Below are 14,525 nucleotides of genomic sequence, written 5' to 3'. Positions count from 1 at the left end.
GCCTTGCCCGGGTGACCACGATGACCAGGCGCTCGCCCAGGACGAACGCCGAGCGGGTGCGGGAGTCGGAGCTGGCGCTGCTGGACGCGGCCGTCGAGCTGTTCGCCCAGCAGGGCTACGAGCGGACCACCGCCGCCGAGATCGGGTTGCGCGCCGGGTTCAGCCGGAACATGGTGCGCGACCGGTACGGGTCCAAGGAGGCGCTGCTCGGCTCGCTGTTCGAGACGTTCGGCCAGCGGCTGCTGCCGGCCGCGCGGGGCGAGCGGATCGGCACCGGGCGCGACCACGTGCTGGGCCAGCTGGACGACCTGCTGCACGCCGTCGAGCACGACCCCGAGGTGATGCGCGCGCTGATCGTGCTCACGTTCGAGACCCCGGGCGGGCTGCGCAACTTCGCCCCCTGGTTCGCCGACCTGATCGTCGGCTACCAGTCCGAGCTGGCTGGGCACCTGGCCACCGGCCAGCGGGACGGCTCGGTCCGGCCCGACCTGGACCCCCCGCGCGAGGCGGAGGAGTTCGTGTCCTACGCGATCGGGCTGTGCTTCCGGTCCGTGCTCACCCCGGAGCGCTACGACTTCGCCGGCGAGATCAGGGCCTGGCGGCGCCGGCTGGAAAAGTCGCTCGCCGCTCCCGGGGGGACGCCCTAACGTCGGCCGGGTGATCTACGAGCACCCGCTCGCCTACCTGCTCGGCATCGAAGGGCTCGCGCTGTTGCGCGGTTTCATCGGGGAACGCGACGAGGAGTTCGTCCGGGCGCGGATCGCCGAGGTGCGCCGGCTGCTGGACGACCCGGAACTGGCCGAGGCCGCCGTGAGGGTCACCTGGGTCGACCCGGTGGCCGGATACCGGGCCTGGTCCGCGACCTACGACTCCGCCCCCAACGGCGCCTTCGCCTTCGACGAACCGGCCGTGCGGGAGATCATCGAGCCGCTGCCGGCCGGCGTCGCGCTGGACGCGGCCTGCGGGACCGGCCACCACGCGGCGCTACTGGCCGGGCGCGGGCACCGGGTGATCGGGGTGGACGGCTCGCCGGACATGCTCGAGCACGCCCGGCGACGGCTGCCCGAGGCCGACTTCCGACTGGGCGACCTTCGCCGGCTGCCGGTGCCGGACGACCACGTCGACCTGGTGGTGTGCGGGCTCGCCCTGACCCATGTGCCGGAGCTGGACCCGGTGCTCGCCGAGTTCGCCCGGGTGCTGCGGCCCGGTGGCCACCTGGTCATCGCCGACCTGCATCCGGAGCGCATCCTGCGCGGTTCGATCCCCACCGTGCGCGACCCGGACGGCCGGCCGGGGCGGTTGCCCGGGTACCGGCACCTGGTGGGCGACTACGCGCCGGTCATGCTCATCTGGCACTTCCGGCTGGAGGGCCTGGAAGGCTGAGCCCTCAGGGCTTGGCGCCCTTGCCCTTGCTGCCGTCGGGCACCGGGCCGTCCGCTTCGCCGACACCCGGTTGCTTGCCGCTGCCGTGGCCGGGGCCGGCAGGCGGCGACCCGTTGTACTGCGGCTGAGATTCGGTGATCGACGTGCTGGGCTGCGGTGCGGGCATCGAGGCGGCGGGGTCCGGGGGAGCCTGCGGCGCGGGCGCGGACTGGGCCGGAGCGGAGGCGGCCGGCTCCGGCTGGTTCCCGGTGAGCGTGTTGACGGTGTTCTGCGTGGCCTGGCCCACCTGGCCGGCGGTCTGGCTCGCGGCCGAGAGGAACTGCTGCAGGAACAGGTTGAACCAGGTGCCCTTGTCGTCGTCGAACGGGCCGCCCTCGCGTGCGACGGCGCCGACCACGCCGCCCACGATGCTCTTGGCCAGCTGGCTCACGCCGTTGAACAGGGGCGGGTCGTACTCGGGCTCCTTCGCGGGCTCCTGTGAGGCGCCGGACTGGTTGGCGTTCCGAATGTCCTCCAGGGACCGGGCCGGGCCGACCTCCTCGTACTGCGCTCCGGACGTAGACCCCTTGTCGGGGCGGGCACTCCGCGGCAGCTCTTCGGAGCCATCGGCCCCATCGTCGGTGCCATCGTCCTGCGAGTAGCTGGCCAGCACCGATGTGCCCGCGCTCGGCTGGGCGTGCGCGACGGCGGTCTGGGTCAGCATGCCCGCCGGCAGCAGCAGCGCGGTGCCGACCAGTACCTTCCCGAACGAACGTGGCTTGAGCACGGAACAGCTCCCCCTGGTCATTAGCTGTGCTACCAAGGTACCCGCGCCGATCTGAGGGTGTCCACCGAACGGGACGGCTGTGACGTCGCCGAGACCCGTCGTAATAAACCCGATGCCGAGGCTTGGCCGGGCGCTCAGCGAAGCCCTCGCCGCCGCACATGCCGCACGCCCGTGGCCAGCGCAAGTCCTAGATCTGGTGATCGTTAAGCGGCGGATTTGGCCGTAGGATCACAACTTGGTAACGACAATTGTTGACCACAACCCGGCGGCCATTCGGCCGGTCACTGTGGGGGAAGCGAGCTGGAGCCGAGCAGTGAGGACCACGGCATGAACCACAACCGGCCCTCGGCGGACCCGAGGGCGGGCGCCGAGCCCGGCGCCGCGCCGCGGCCAGTAGTCCCCACGCAACGCGCCGCGCCGCCGGGCGCTTGGGCGCCGCCTCCCGCTCGGGTAGGACCGGCCGGCGCCCCCGGAACGCCCCACCAGCCGGGTGCGTGGTGGGCGGGTGGCCAGTACCCGCCGGGCGCATCCCAGGGGCCGGGGCTTCCGCACGGACAGGGTGTGCCGCCCGGGCTCATTCCCCAGCCGAGGCAGCCGCACCCCGGCTGGCCGGTGGCCGGCGGGCCGGTGCCGCCGCCGAGGCGTTCGGGCGGGGTCCGGGCGCTGGTCTGGGTCTCGCTCGGCGTGGTGGCGCTGCTGGTGGCCGGGGCGGTCGGGCTGTTCGTGGCCACCGCGAAGGCCGAGCCGTCCGAGGTGGTCGCCCAGATCGCCGACGAGATGCGCGGCTGGGAGGGCATGGCGATCCAGGGCAGCAGCACCGGCTCCTCGCTGGGCAGCTTCGGCATCAACCTGACCATCGACCGCGCCGGCAACGGCAAGGGCGACGTCACCGTGGGTGCCACCCGCATGGAGATCGGCATGGTCGGTGACCAGGTGCTGGTCAAGACGGCCTCGCTGGGCAACGGCTGGCTGCGCGGGCAGACCGTGTCGGGCACGCCCGGGCTCAACCAGGTGGTGCACGACCCGCCGGCCCGGTACGCCGACCGGCTGGCCACGGTGGTCGGCTGGACCGAGCAGCCCGAGCGGACCGTGGACGGCCGGCGGCTGCGGGTGTTCGCCGCCGACTCGTTCGGCACCGTGCTGGTGGCCGACGGGCGACGTCCCCGGTTGGTCTCCGTGGAGAACAACCCGGCCGGCGGCGCGAACTTCACCGCCAAGATCGCTCCGGCCAGCCCGGACACCCTGGCCGAGATCGGCGCGCTGGTTCCCCAGGCGAACAGCGCGCCGAGCGTGATGAGCCGGTTGCCCGGCTACGGCTACCCGCGCGGCCCGTACGGCGGCTCGCCCTACGGCTCCTCGCCCTACGGTCCCTCGCCCGAGATGCCGTCCACGCCGTCGCAGCGGCCGCCGGGCACCAAGCCGGCCTAGCGTCTCGAGCCCGGACAGGTTCGGTGCCGGACCAGCGAGGACCACTTCCGATCACGCCCGTGCCCCGACGTCGTCGGCCATCGCGTCGTGCCGGTCCAGAGCACGCCGCCGGCCGGATGGGTCACGCCATCCGCCAGCCGGTGGAGTGCGCGCGCACCGCCGTCTCCAGCAGGGCGACCAGGCCGAGGTTGGCCGCTAGGGGCGTGCCGTCGGACTTGGCGTCGATGTAGGAGGTGGGGCCGTCGATGGCCCCGGCGTCGCAGGCCTGGTCGATGATCCGCCGGAGGTCCACCCCCGCCAGGAAGTCCGGCCGTCCGGCCAGCGCGCTGATCGCGGCCGAGAGCGCCACGGCCGCCCAGTTGGACACGCAACCGACGATCAGCGTGTCCACCTCGGTGGCCGGTGCAACGATCTCCCCGTCCGGCAGGTGCCGGCGGACCGCTTCGGCGATCGAGCCCATGCCCAGCTCGTTGCCGCCGTCACCGATGCCGATGGTCAACGAGCCGCGTTCGGCGGCGGCGCGCACCAGTGCGTCGGCCTTCACCACCAGCTCGGAGGGGATCCGGCTGGCGGTGGCGTCGTGGTAGTCGCCGGCCTGGTTCGCGCCCGGGACCTCGATGCCGATCACCGCCGCCGGGCGCAGCCGGTCGAGCAGGCCGGCGGCGTCGTCGCCGGCGCGCGCGGCGTCGGTGGTGAACCCGATCGCCCCGGCCACCGCCGCGCGCCGGGGGCCGGACTTGGACCGCGCCGCGACGTCCAGGTCGGCCACGACCAGCCCGGCCCCGCGCAGCGCGGCGGCGGCGACCGGTACCAGGGCGGGCGCGGTTACCAGTACCGGCACGGCGCCGAGACACTCCTCCAGCGCGCGGGCCAGGTGCGCCGCACCGACCGGACCGTCGGTCTCGGTCAGGTCGGACAGCAGCCAGGTGGCGCACGGCCACCCGGTGCAGATGAGCACCGGGTCACCCGGGCGCACCCGCTCGCGCAGCCGGGTCGCGGCGGCCAGCACCAGCGGCTCGCCCGTGCGCTCCCGGGCGGCCGCGTAGAGCGGCGCACAGACGCCGCGCGCCGTGAAATCGGTCGCCACCAACGCGTCGACCGCCTCGCCGAACCCGGCCCAGTCGTGATCGTCTCCCACCCACCCAAGATGACACACCCGGCGAGTCGGGCTTTCAAGTACGGCGAGTCGGGGATCTAGGTACGGCGAGTCGGGCTTTCAGGTGCGGTGAGTCGGGCTTTCAGGTACGGCGAGTCGGGACTTCAGGTACGGCGAGTCGGGGATTCGGGTACGCGGGGGCCGGCGTGGTGAGCGGGGACGGGTCAGGTCTGACGGGACCAGACCGGGGTGCCGCCGACGTAGGTGTGGGCGACCGGTACGGCGGCCAGATCCTCCGGGTCGGCGGCCAGCGGGTCGCGGTCCAGCACCACGAAGTCGGCCAGGTAGCCCGGGGCCAGCCGGCCCTTCCGCCCGGCTTCGCCGCAGGCCTCAGCCGAGCCCACCGTGTAAATCTCCAGGGCCTCGGCGGCGGTGACCCGTTGCGCCGCGCCGACGGTGATGCCGTCGTCCATCCCGCGCCGGGTGACCATGCTCTGCAGCCCCAGCAACGGCTCGAACGGCCCGCACGGGTAGTCCGAGGACCCGGCGACCGTGATGCCGGCGTCCAGGAACGAGCGGTGCGCGAACATCCGCGAGGTGCGCTCCGGGCCGTACCAGGACTCCAGCGCCCCGCCGTGGTACGCGGGATAGCCGGCGAACGGCACCGCTATCGCGTCCAGTGCGCGCATCCGCCGGAGGATCTCCTCGTCGATCAGGGTGCAGTGTTCGATGCGGTGCCGCAGGCCGGGCCTTGGGTTGGTGTGCGCCGCCTCCTCGTAGGCGTCCAGGAGCAGCCTGATCGCCTGGTCGCCGTTGGCGTGCACGGCCATCTGGTTGCCGTCCGCGTGCACCTGCGCGATGGACCGGTGCAGCTCCTCGGTGTCGGTGATCTGGATGCCCCGGTAGTCCGAGTCACAGAACGGCTCGGACAACAGGCAGGTGCGCCCGCCGATGGCCCCGTCGACGAAGCCCTTCACCCCGATGATGCGCAGCCGGTCGTCGCCGAAACCGCTGCCGACCCCCAACTCGCGGACCTTCGCGTAGTGGTCGACGGCGACCAGCAGGCTGGTGCGCAGGGTGAGCTCGCCGGCCCGTTGCGCGCGGCGCAGCAGCGCGATGTCGGCGGGCGAGGCGAGCGCGTCGCAGATGGAGGTGAGGCCGGCGGCGTGGAACATCTCGGTGGCGCGGCGCAGCCCGACCAGGCGTTCCTCCGGCGAGCTGGGCCGGATCGGTGACTCCGTCCTGCTGGTCGCCGGGTACAGCACGTCCAGCAGTGCGCGCTCGACCAACCGACCATCCAGGCGGTTGTCCGCGTCCCGGCCGAACTCGCCGCCGGCCGGTGGCTCGCTGTCCTCGTGGTAGCCCAGCTCGCGCAGCGCCGCGCTGTTCGCCACGCCCCAGTGGGCGGCGACGTGGGTGACGATGGTCGGCACGTCCCCGGCCGCCGCGTCCAGCTCGTGGCGGGTGAGCCGGCCGGTCTTCGCGTCGTCGAAGCGGGCGCCGCGCAGCCACTCGCCGGGACCTTTGGCCCGCGCGCCCTCGCGGACCGTGGCGAGCAGGTTGTCCATACTGCCCACCGCCGCGTGCGACAGGTCCAGGTGGAGCAGGTCCTCGGCGGTGAGGCCGATGTGCATGTGCGCGTCGTGGAACCCGGGCACGACGGTCGCCGGGCCGAAGTCTCGCACCGCCGCCGCCGGGTATCGCTCGCGCAGCCCGGCCAGCTCGCCGACCGCGCCGATCCGTTCGCCGGTCACCGCGAATGCTTCCACCGGCCGCCCGGCCTGGGCGTGGACCGTCCGGGCGGTGAAGATCGTTACTGGCACCTCGTCGATCATGGGTGCTCCCCTCGGTTGCCGTTCCCCGACTCGACCGTGCCCCAAAGCGCGCGCCTGCGCATGTCCTGTCGTGTCGGCGGGCGAACCGGCCCGCCAGCCGGTTTGATTACGTGAGGTCACGATCCGGTCACAGTGCCAACCCGGGGCGCCCGGATGCGGTCGCAATGGGTACAAAGAACCGTCCTACCAGGGGGGACCGTGCAATGAACGAGGGTCGGCCGGAGCCGGCGAGTACCGCTCGCGCTGACGCGCGGGACCAGCGGCCGGACTCCGAGGGCGCCGCGCCCGAGCTGGGGACGCCCGAAGGGAACGCCGCTGAAACGGCGCCGGAGGATCGCACCCCGGATCCCGCGTCCACCATTGAGCGCCCCGGTCCGGAGGCCGCACCCGAGACCGCTACCCCGGGCGAAGCCGTCACGGAAGAAGCCACCGGGGACGGCGCCGTCCCGGACGGCCGGGGCTCGCAGGAAGCAACCCGGGGCGACGCCGTCTCGGACGGCCAGCCCTCGGACGAAGCGACCAGGGACGAAGCCGCCCCGGACGGTCGGGGCTCGGACGACGCCAGCAAGGACGATGCCAGCAAGGACGATGCTGTCTTAGACGGCCAGGTCACGGACGTGACGGGCTCGGATGTCGGGGGCTCGGATGTCGGGGGCTCGGATGTTGGGGGCTCGGACGCGGTGGATCCGGACGGAGTTGGTTCGGACGAACCGGGCTACCGCGGGGACGCGCACGCGTCGGCGGACGAAGCCAGGGACGCGGACGCCGACTCGGACGTGCTCTCCTCAGCACGCCGCACAACAAACCGTGACGCCGCACCGTATGCGGCGTCACAGGAAGCTGTGCGACGTCGAGACCACGCGGGCGAGGCCGAGCAGGGGTATGTGCCGGCCGAGGCGGACGAGCACACGGTGATCCTGCCGGCCGGCGGGGTGGTCCGGGTGAGCCGCGGCAAGGCGCCGGACGATGATGAGAAGACGACGATCCTCTCCCGGGGTGGTTCCGAAGATTCCGACCCGGAGGGCCGGACCACGGCGATCCCCGCGCCGGCCGGTCCAGCGGTATCGGACACTCCGTCGGCGGGGACTCCGGTGTCGGACACCCCGGCGCCCGCGCTGCCGGACTGGTTGAGCGCACCGCGGCCGGCGAGCGCGGCCCCACCGCAGACTCCAACGCAGACGCCCCAGCAGCCGCCGCCCGCCTGGGCACAACCGGGCCAGTATCCCGGGCTCGGCCAGTACCCGGGGCAGGGCGAGTACCCCGGTCAGGGCCAGTACCCGGCGCCCGGGCAGCATCCGCACCAGGCTTGGATGCCGCCGGGCTGGGGTCAGGCTCAGCTGCCAGGTACACCGCCGCCCGGCGCGCAGTCACCGGGCGCGCCGCCTTACGGGGGCGCACAGTCACCGGGCGCGCCGCCTTACGGGGGCGCGCAGCCACCGGGTACGCCGCCGTACGCGGGTGCGCAGCCGCCGGGCGCGCCGCCTTACGGGGGGCCACAGCCCCCGGGCGTGCCGCCGTACGGGGGGCAGCAACCCCCGCCGTGGCAGCCGCCGGCGGCGCCCGGCCGCCCCGGTGGCCCGAAGAAGGGCGGGCCGATCGGCCTGTGGATTGCCCTGGGCGTGGTGTTCGCGCTGCTGGTGGGCTCGGTGCTGATCTGGTTCGCGGTGTCCGACCCGCCGCCCCAGCAGGTCGCGGCGGAGGTCGCCGACCAGCTGGACAAGGCCGACGGGATGCGTTACCAGGGCAAGGTGTCGGCGTACACGGCCGGCGAGTTCGATATCGACATGACCGTGGCCAAGAACGGCGACGCCTACGGCACGATCAGCAAGGAGGGCAACCGCGCGGAGTTCGCCGTGGTCGGCAACGACACGCTGATCAAGGCGGACGTCAACTGGTGGAAGTCCGGCACGAACTCGGCCAAGGCCGACCGGCTGGCCGACATCTGGCTGAAGAACCCGCAGGACGTGCCCACCCTGAACTCCGTCCTGAAGTCCCCTTCCGAGCTCGCCCAACAGTTCCGGGGCGGCGCGACGTTCTGGACCGAGGAACCGGAGCAGACCATCGACGGCGTCGACGGCCGCACGTTCAAGTCCCCGCTGATCGGCACCGTGGTGATATCCGACGACTCGCCGCCCCAGCTGCTCAGCTACCTGCCGTCGATCTCCCTCTACACCAAGGCGCCGCTGAAGATCAGCCCGGCGGACCCGGCGCAGCTGGCCGGCCTGCGTACGGCGCAGAGCACGGCGGCCGGCGCGAAGAGCTTCAGCGTCCGGCTCTACGAGCAGCCCAAGCTGACGCTGAGCATCGAGCCGCCGAAGCTGTGCACCACGCCGACCTGTACCGCGACCGTCAAGCTGTCCAACACCGGGGACCTGCCGGCCAGCGGCACGATCGAGGTGCGGATGAACGGCGACCTGGTGCAGACCATCCCGTTCCGCTCCACGCCCTTCACGGACCAGAGCTTCCCCGCCACCTCGGGGAACCCGGCGGCCGGGGTGGGCGGCTACCGCACGATGTACTGGACGGCCCGCATTTCCACGAACTGAGATACTGCGACCGCAAAGCCGAACAGCTTGAGGAGGCGGTTGTGGTTGCGGTGACGATCGGCGGGCACGCGTTGCCGTTGGTCAGTCCGGCGCGGGTGTACCTGTGCGGAATCACGCCCTACGACGTGACGCACCTCGGCCACGCGGCGACCTTCGTGTGGGCCGACGCGGCCACCTCGGTCATGCGGCTGGCCGGCGTCGAGGTGCAGGTCTGCCGGAACGTGACGGACGTGGACGACGTCCTCACCCGGGCCGCCGCCGAGGGGGGAAGCAGCTACGACGAGCTGGCGGTCACCCAGGAGTACCTGTTCGAGCGGGACATGGCGGCGCTGCGGGTGCGCCCGCCCCAGTTCACCCCGCGGGCCCGCCGGCACGTGCACCGGGTGATCGAGCTGGCCGCCGCGCTGCTGGACACCGGGCACGCCTACGTGCGGGACGGCCAGGTGTTCTTCCGCGGCTATCCCTCGGTGCCCGGCGGCTCGCCGGCGGTGCCGGAGCAGCACGGTGAGCTGACCCAGCGCGGTGAGCAGGCGGAGCCGTACGACGTGGCGGTGTGGCGGCGTTCCGACCCCGGTGACGGGAACCCGGCCTGGCCCAGCCCGTGGGGACCCGGCCGGCCGGGCTGGCACGCGGAGTGCGCGGCGATCGCGGTGAGCGTGCTCGGCCCGGCGGTGGACCTGGTGGCCGGCGGCGCGGACCTGGCGTTCCCGCACCACGCGTACCAGGCGGCACTGGCCAGCGCGGCCACCGGTGTGCGGCCCTTCGCCCGGGCCAGGCTGTCCGTGGGCACGGTCAACATCGACGGGGCCAAGATGGCCAAGTCCACCGGCAACCTGGTGCTGGTCGGTGACCTGCTGAAGAAGCACGAACCGGCGGCCATCCGGCTGATGCTGCTGGACCGCGACTGGCGCGAGGATTGGGACTACCGGGCGATCGAGCTGACCCGGGCCGCCGACCGGTTGGAACGGCTGTACGCCGCCGCCGGCCGCCCCTCCACCTCGTCGGCCAAGGCGGCGGAGGCGCTGGTCGACGCGCTGTGCACCGAGCTGGACACCCGCCGCGCACTGGACATCGCCGAGGAGTCCGGCGGGGAGGCGGCCCGGCTGCTGCTGCGCACCCTCGCCCTCGGCTGATCCGGTAGCGTCGCGGCCGGCCACCTTCTCCGCGGTCCGCTACTACCGAGTCAGGCCAGGGAGAGGAACAGCTTCTCCAGCTTGGCCACGTCCACCTGGCCGCGCTCGCCCTCGGAGATGCATTTCTGCAGGCCGGAGGCGATCAGGGCGAAGCCGGCCTTGTCCAGTGCGCGGGAGACGGCGGCCAGCTGGGTGATCACTTCCTCGCAGTCGCGGCCCTCGCGCATCATCCGGATCACGCCGGAGAGCTGGCCCTCGGCCCGACGCAGTCGGTTGATCACGTCACCGACGACGTCCTCATCAAGCCGCATCCGGCACTCCTTCGTGTGCGATCGACCGGTAGGCCAAGCTTAACGTCGCGGAGTGGGTCTGGGTGCGGGATATCTGCCCCGGTCAGTGCGCCGGGGCGGTGAGCCCGCGGAGCGCGGTGTCCAGGTCGTAGTCGGCGGACCGGTTCCACGGCATCCTGCCGAGCATCAACGCCATCGGGCAGATGCCCAACAGGGCGGTGAACGCCAGGGCGAACCCGATCAACCCGGCGAACCACTGCAGCCCCGGTACCACCAGGCTGCCCAGCACGCCGAGCAGCACCAGACAGCCCGCGGCGAACCGCACCTGGCGGTCCATGTCCCAGCGGTTGTGCCCCCGGCTGACCGGCGCGCCGGCCGACTCCCAGCCGGCCAGGCCGCCGGTGAGCACCCGCAGGCCGGTGAGGCCCGCCCCGGCCAGCTCCCGCTCGGCCTGCCCCGCGCGCTGCCCGGAGCGGCAGATCAGCACGGTCGGCGGTCCACCGGCCAACTCGCCGGCCAGCCGGGTCCGGTGCGCCCGCACGTCGTCCAGCGGCACGTTGTGCGAGCCGGGGATGTGCGCGGCGGCGAACTCGGCCGGGGTGCGCACGTCGAGCAGCCTCGGCGGGTGCTCGGTGCCCAGCCGCTCCCGCAGCTCGGCCGGGTCGATGGGGGAGTGCTGGGTACTGGTCATCGCCGCCTCCCTGACTGATACCGAGGGGGGTATCTGAGCGGCATGCTACCAGGATTCGGGCCTATGCCCTAGGGGGTATCCCCGGCGGGGGCCGCGGCAACCACGCCCCCGCCGGAGGCCCGGTCTACAGCGCGATCGGCAGGCCGGTGAGGACGGTGACCCGCTCCTCGGTGAAGTCCAGCATCGCCGAGGCCGGGCCCTCGCGGCCCACGCCGGAGTCCTTGACCCCGCCGTACGGCATCTGGTCGGCCCGGAAGCTGGGCACGTCACCGATCAGCAGCCCGCCCACGTCCAGCGCGGCGGACGCCCGGAACGCGGTCTGCAGGTCGCGGGTGAACACGCCGGCCTGCAGGCCGAACTTGGCCGCGTTGATCCGGTCGAAGCCCTCCTCCACCGACTCCACCCGGTTCAGGCAGAGCACCGGGGCGAACGCCTCGTCGGCCATGATGTCGGTGTTCTCGGGCACCTCGGAGAGCATGGTCGGGGCCAGCGTCGCCCCGTCCCGCTCGCCGCCCAGCTCCCGGCGCGCACCGGCGTCGACCGCCGCCGAGATCCAGGACTCGGCGCGCCGCGCCGCGTCCTCGTTGATCATCGGGCCGACGTCGGTCGCCGCGTCCCGGGGGTCACCGGTGACCAGCGCGGCCACCTCGGTGCGCAGCTTCTCGCGCAGCTCGTCGTAGACCGATGCGTGCGCGTACACCCGCTGCACCGAGATGCAGGACTGCCCGGCCTGGTACATGGCGAAGGTGGCGATGCGCTTGGCGGCGAAGTCCAGGTCGGTCCAGTCGTCGCAGACCAGCACGCCGCCGTTGCCGCCCAGCTCCAGCGCCACGTGCTTGCGCGGCACGCTCTCCTTGATCGACCAGCCGACCGGGCCGGAGCCGGTGAACGACACCACCGGCAGCCGGGGGTCGGCGACCAGCCCGGGCGCGGCCGAGTTCGGCACCGGCAGGATCGACCAGGACCCGGCGGGCAGGTCGGTGGCGCTCAGCACCTCGCCCAGCGCGAGCGCGGTCAGCGGGGTCTTGGGCGCCGGCTTGACCACGATCGGGGCGCCGGCCGCGATCGCCGGGGCCACCTTGTGCGCGACCAGGTTGAGCGGGAAGTTGAACGGGGTGATGCCCAGCACCGGGCCCCGGGGCACCCGGCGGATCAGCGCGGTGCGCCCGACGCCCCCCGGGTCAGTGTCCAGCCGCTGCAGCCGGCCGGAGAACCGGCGGGCCTCCTCGGCCGCCCAGCGGAAGGTGGACACCGCGCGGTTGGCCTCGATCAGCGCCCACTTGAGCGGCTTGCCGGACTCGGCGGTGATCAGCTCGGCGAACTCGTCGCGGCGGGCGGCGATGGTGCGGGAGACGTGGTCGAGCGCGTCGGCCCGCACGTGCGCGGGAAGCGCGGCGGTCTCCGCGCTGACGTCCCGCGCCGCCTGCACGGCGCTCTCCACGTCCTCGGCGGTGGGCACGTCGTGCCGCCCGGCCTCGGCGCCGTCGTAGGGGTTGTTGATGGTCACGGATTCGGAACTGGTCGCGGGCTTGCCCGCGAGCCAGAACGGGGTGCTCGCTACCGGCATGTGAACCAGTCTGCGCCCCGCGCCAGGCGTGCAGATATGGACAATATGGAGCATGTCGATCGTGCCGGACTCCACTTTGTCCACCATGACGGTGCGCGAGCTGGTCGCCGTGTCCGGGTTGGGGCTGCGGGTGCTGGCCGGCGCCGACGCGCTGGCCAGGGAGATCGCCTGGGCGCACGCCAGCGAGATGGCCGACCCGACCGAGTTCCTGCGGGGCGGCGAGCTGCTGCTGCTCACCGGGCTGAACCTGCCGGCCGGCCCCGAGGCGCAGCGCGAGTACCTGCGGCGGCTGGCCGGAGCCGGGGTGGCGGCGGTGGCGTTCGGGGTGCGGATGGTCTGGCCGGAGGTGCCACCCGCGATGGTCGTGGCCGCCGAGGAACTGGGGCTGCCGCTGCTCGAGGTGCCCCGGCCCACGCCGTTCCTGGCCATCACGCGCGCCGTGGCTCAGGCCATCCACGGCCGCGAGCTGGCGGCCAAGGACGCCCTGGTGGCCGCGCAGCGGGCGCTCACCTCGGCGGCCGTGGGTCCCGGCGCTCCGCCGGTGGTGCTCGCCGGCCTGCTCACCGAGCTGGTCAAGCTGGCCGGCGGCACCGCCGTGCTGCTGGACGGGTCGGGCGCGGTGCTGGCCGCCGCGCCCGTTCCTCCCGACGGTTCCGGGGTGGACGTGTCCGTTCCGCCGGACGGTTCCGGGGTGGACGTGTCCGGGCCGGCCGACGGCTCGGGGGTGGACGTGCCGGTGTCGGCCGCTGACCTGGACCGGCTGCGCGAGGCGCCCGGGCCGGCCAGCCTGGTTGCCCGGTACGGCGCCGCCGAGGTGTGGGCGCAGTCGCTGGTCGGCGGCGCGGGCGGCCGCCGCGGCTCCGGCGGGGGTGAGCCGCTCGGCTTCCTGGTGGTCACCCACGAGCGGGCGCCGGGGCACTCCGCCCGTCAGGTGGTGAACGCCGCCGTGCCGCTGTGCACGCTGCTGCTGGACCGCTCGCGCACGGTGGGCCGCGCGGGATGGCGGTTGCGCGCGGGAATGCTGCGGCTGCTGCTGGCCGGCGCACCCGACGCGCTCGGCCTGGTCGCGGAGGCGGCCGGCGAGCTCTGGCACGGCATGCCGGCGGAACCACTGAACGTGCTGGTCGGCCGGGGTGGCCGGCTCGCCATGGCGGCCGTGCGGGACCGGTTGACCGCCGACCGCCGGGTCGCCTCGGCCCGCGTGTTGTTCGCCGAGCTGGACGGGATCCTGGTGGTGATCGCCTCCGAGGGGCCGCCGACCGACTCGCTGCTGCGGGTGTTGGCCCAGGTCGACGGCCTGCGGCTGGGGGTTTCCAGCCCGGCCGGCTACCCGGAGCTGGGCCGGGCCCGGGACGAGGCGCGCCGGGCGGCGGAGTACCGGGGCGGGACCGTGGTGAGCCGGTTCGCTGAGCTGCCCCGCGACCTGCTGGACCTGCTCCCGGCGCGGCCGGCCGCCGAGTTCAGCGCGGCGGTGCTGCGCCCGCTGCTGGACGAGCCGGGCGACCTGACCCGCTCGCTGCGGGCCTGGCTGGCCCACCACGGGCAGTGGGACCCGGCCGCCGCCGAGCTCGGCGTGCACCGGCACACCCTGCGCAACCGGATCCGCAAGGTGGAGCGGCTGCTCGGCCGGGAGCTGGACTCCGCCGACCTCCGGGCCGAGCTGTGGCTGGCGTTGCGCCTGTCCGAGCGGCGCACGGAAGGCGTCGCCGGCTCGCGGGGCACGGCTCCCCGCCGGTGACAGCGGTCCGGGGCGCTGGGGCCTCGCTCAGCGACCTGGAACCGGCAGAGAT

Annotated in this window: 12 protein-coding genes; 6 read left to right on the top strand and 6 right to left on the bottom strand. The window is 73.7% G+C overall.

What is annotated here, in order from left to right; all coding sequences use genetic code 11:
- Positions 1-20: 20 nt before the first annotated feature.
- Positions 21-647 (top strand): TetR/AcrR family transcriptional regulator, encoded by a 627-nt coding sequence (locus ABEB12_RS34190; protein WP_345703387.1) that lies wholly within the window; start codon positions 21-23, stop codon positions 645-647.
- A 10-nt stretch (positions 648-657) separates the two neighbouring features.
- On the top strand, positions 658-1,383 hold the full coding sequence (locus ABEB12_RS34185; protein WP_185063737.1) for a methyltransferase domain-containing protein: 726 nt from the start codon (positions 658-660) through the stop codon (positions 1,381-1,383).
- A gap of 4 nt (positions 1,384-1,387) precedes the next feature.
- On the opposite strand, the gene ABEB12_RS34180 is transcribed toward ABEB12_RS34185, so the two are convergent.
- Positions 1,388-2,149, bottom strand: a complete 762-nt coding sequence (locus ABEB12_RS34180; RefSeq protein WP_185063738.1) for a hypothetical protein — start codon at positions 2,147-2,149, stop codon at positions 1,388-1,390.
- 327 nt (positions 2,150-2,476) lie between these two features.
- Here ABEB12_RS34180 and ABEB12_RS34175 point away from each other — a divergent pair, with 327 nt between their 5' ends.
- Positions 2,477-3,577, top strand: coding sequence for a hypothetical protein (locus tag ABEB12_RS34175; RefSeq protein ID WP_185063739.1), 1,101 nt, complete (start codon positions 2,477-2,479; stop codon positions 3,575-3,577).
- A 121-nt stretch (positions 3,578-3,698) separates the two neighbouring features.
- On the opposite strand, the gene ABEB12_RS34170 is transcribed toward ABEB12_RS34175, so the two are convergent.
- Positions 3,699-4,715, bottom strand: coding sequence for a glutamate cyclase domain-containing protein (locus ABEB12_RS34170; RefSeq protein WP_185063740.1), 1,017 nt, complete (start codon positions 4,713-4,715; stop codon positions 3,699-3,701).
- 182 nt (positions 4,716-4,897) lie between these two features.
- The gene (locus tag ABEB12_RS34165) at positions 4,898-6,508 is read right to left on the bottom strand and encodes an amidohydrolase family protein (protein ID WP_185063741.1); all 1,611 of its coding nucleotides are present in this window, start codon (positions 6,506-6,508) and stop codon (positions 4,898-4,900) included.
- A gap of 203 nt (positions 6,509-6,711) precedes the next feature.
- Between ABEB12_RS34165 and ABEB12_RS34160 the strand changes: the two genes are divergently transcribed.
- Both ABEB12_RS34160 and ABEB12_RS34155 read left to right on the top strand, forming a co-directional pair.
- On the top strand, positions 6,712-9,054 hold the full coding sequence (locus ABEB12_RS34160) for a hypothetical protein (protein ID WP_185063742.1): 2,343 nt from the start codon (positions 6,712-6,714) through the stop codon (positions 9,052-9,054).
- Between the two features lie 41 nt (positions 9,055-9,095).
- Positions 9,096-10,187 (top strand): cysteine--tRNA ligase, encoded by a 1,092-nt coding sequence (locus ABEB12_RS34155; RefSeq protein ID WP_185063743.1) that lies wholly within the window; start codon positions 9,096-9,098, stop codon positions 10,185-10,187.
- A 50-nt stretch (positions 10,188-10,237) separates the two neighbouring features.
- Here ABEB12_RS34155 and ABEB12_RS34150 read toward each other — a convergent pair whose 3' ends face one another.
- From ABEB12_RS34150 to ABEB12_RS34140, 3 genes are all read right to left on the bottom strand, one after another.
- Positions 10,238-10,498 (bottom strand): metal-sensing transcriptional repressor, encoded by a 261-nt coding sequence (locus ABEB12_RS34150; protein ID WP_185063744.1) that lies wholly within the window; start codon positions 10,496-10,498, stop codon positions 10,238-10,240.
- Between the two features lie 82 nt (positions 10,499-10,580).
- On the bottom strand, positions 10,581-11,168 hold the full coding sequence (locus ABEB12_RS34145; RefSeq protein ID WP_185063745.1) for a rhodanese-like domain-containing protein: 588 nt from the start codon (positions 11,166-11,168) through the stop codon (positions 10,581-10,583).
- Positions 11,169-11,292: 124 nt separating this feature from the next.
- Positions 11,293-12,735: an aldehyde dehydrogenase family protein gene (locus tag ABEB12_RS34140; protein WP_185063746.1), complete on the bottom strand. Its 1,443-nt coding sequence runs from the start codon at positions 12,733-12,735 to the stop codon at positions 11,293-11,295.
- 52 nt (positions 12,736-12,787) lie between these two features.
- On the opposite strand from ABEB12_RS34140, the gene ABEB12_RS34135 reads away from it, so the two are divergent.
- Complete coding sequence (locus ABEB12_RS34135) at positions 12,788-14,473, top strand: PucR family transcriptional regulator ligand-binding domain-containing protein (RefSeq protein ID WP_185063747.1); 1,686 nt, start codon at positions 12,788-12,790, stop codon at positions 14,471-14,473.
- Positions 14,474-14,525: the final 52 nt, after the last annotated feature.

The sequence above is a fragment of the Actinospineispora eucalypti genome, assembly GCF_039543365.1.
Lineage (GTDB): Bacteria > Actinomycetota > Actinomycetes > Mycobacteriales > Pseudonocardiaceae > Pseudonocardia > Pseudonocardia eucalypti.
The sequence above is the reverse complement of the archived record's forward strand: the minus strand, read 5'-3'. Positions and strand labels throughout refer to the sequence as shown.

Bases quoted from the DNA above. Each gene is read 5' to 3' on its own strand.
- ABEB12_RS34190 (WP_345703387.1), top strand. From the start codon at position 21: ATGACCAGGCGCTCGCCCAGGACGAACGCCGAGCGGGTGCGGGAGTCG.
- ABEB12_RS34175 (WP_185063739.1), top strand. From the start codon at position 2,477: ATGAACCACAACCGGCCCTCGGCGGACCCGAGGGCGGGCGCCGAGCCC.
- ABEB12_RS34165 (WP_185063741.1), bottom strand. From the start codon at position 6,508: ATGATCGACGAGGTGCCAGTAACGATCTTCACCGCCCGGACGGTCCAC.
- ABEB12_RS34160 (WP_185063742.1), top strand. From the start codon at position 6,712: ATGAACGAGGGTCGGCCGGAGCCGGCGAGTACCGCTCGCGCTGACGCG.
- ABEB12_RS34150 (WP_185063744.1), bottom strand. From the start codon at position 10,498: ATGCGGCTTGATGAGGACGTCGTCGGTGACGTGATCAACCGACTGCGT.
- ABEB12_RS34145 (WP_185063745.1), bottom strand. From the start codon at position 11,168: ATGACCAGTACCCAGCACTCCCCCATCGACCCGGCCGAGCTGCGGGAG.
- ABEB12_RS34140 (WP_185063746.1), bottom strand. From the start codon at position 12,735: ATGCCGGTAGCGAGCACCCCGTTCTGGCTCGCGGGCAAGCCCGCGACC.
- ABEB12_RS34135 (WP_185063747.1), top strand. From the start codon at position 12,788: ATGTCGATCGTGCCGGACTCCACTTTGTCCACCATGACGGTGCGCGAG.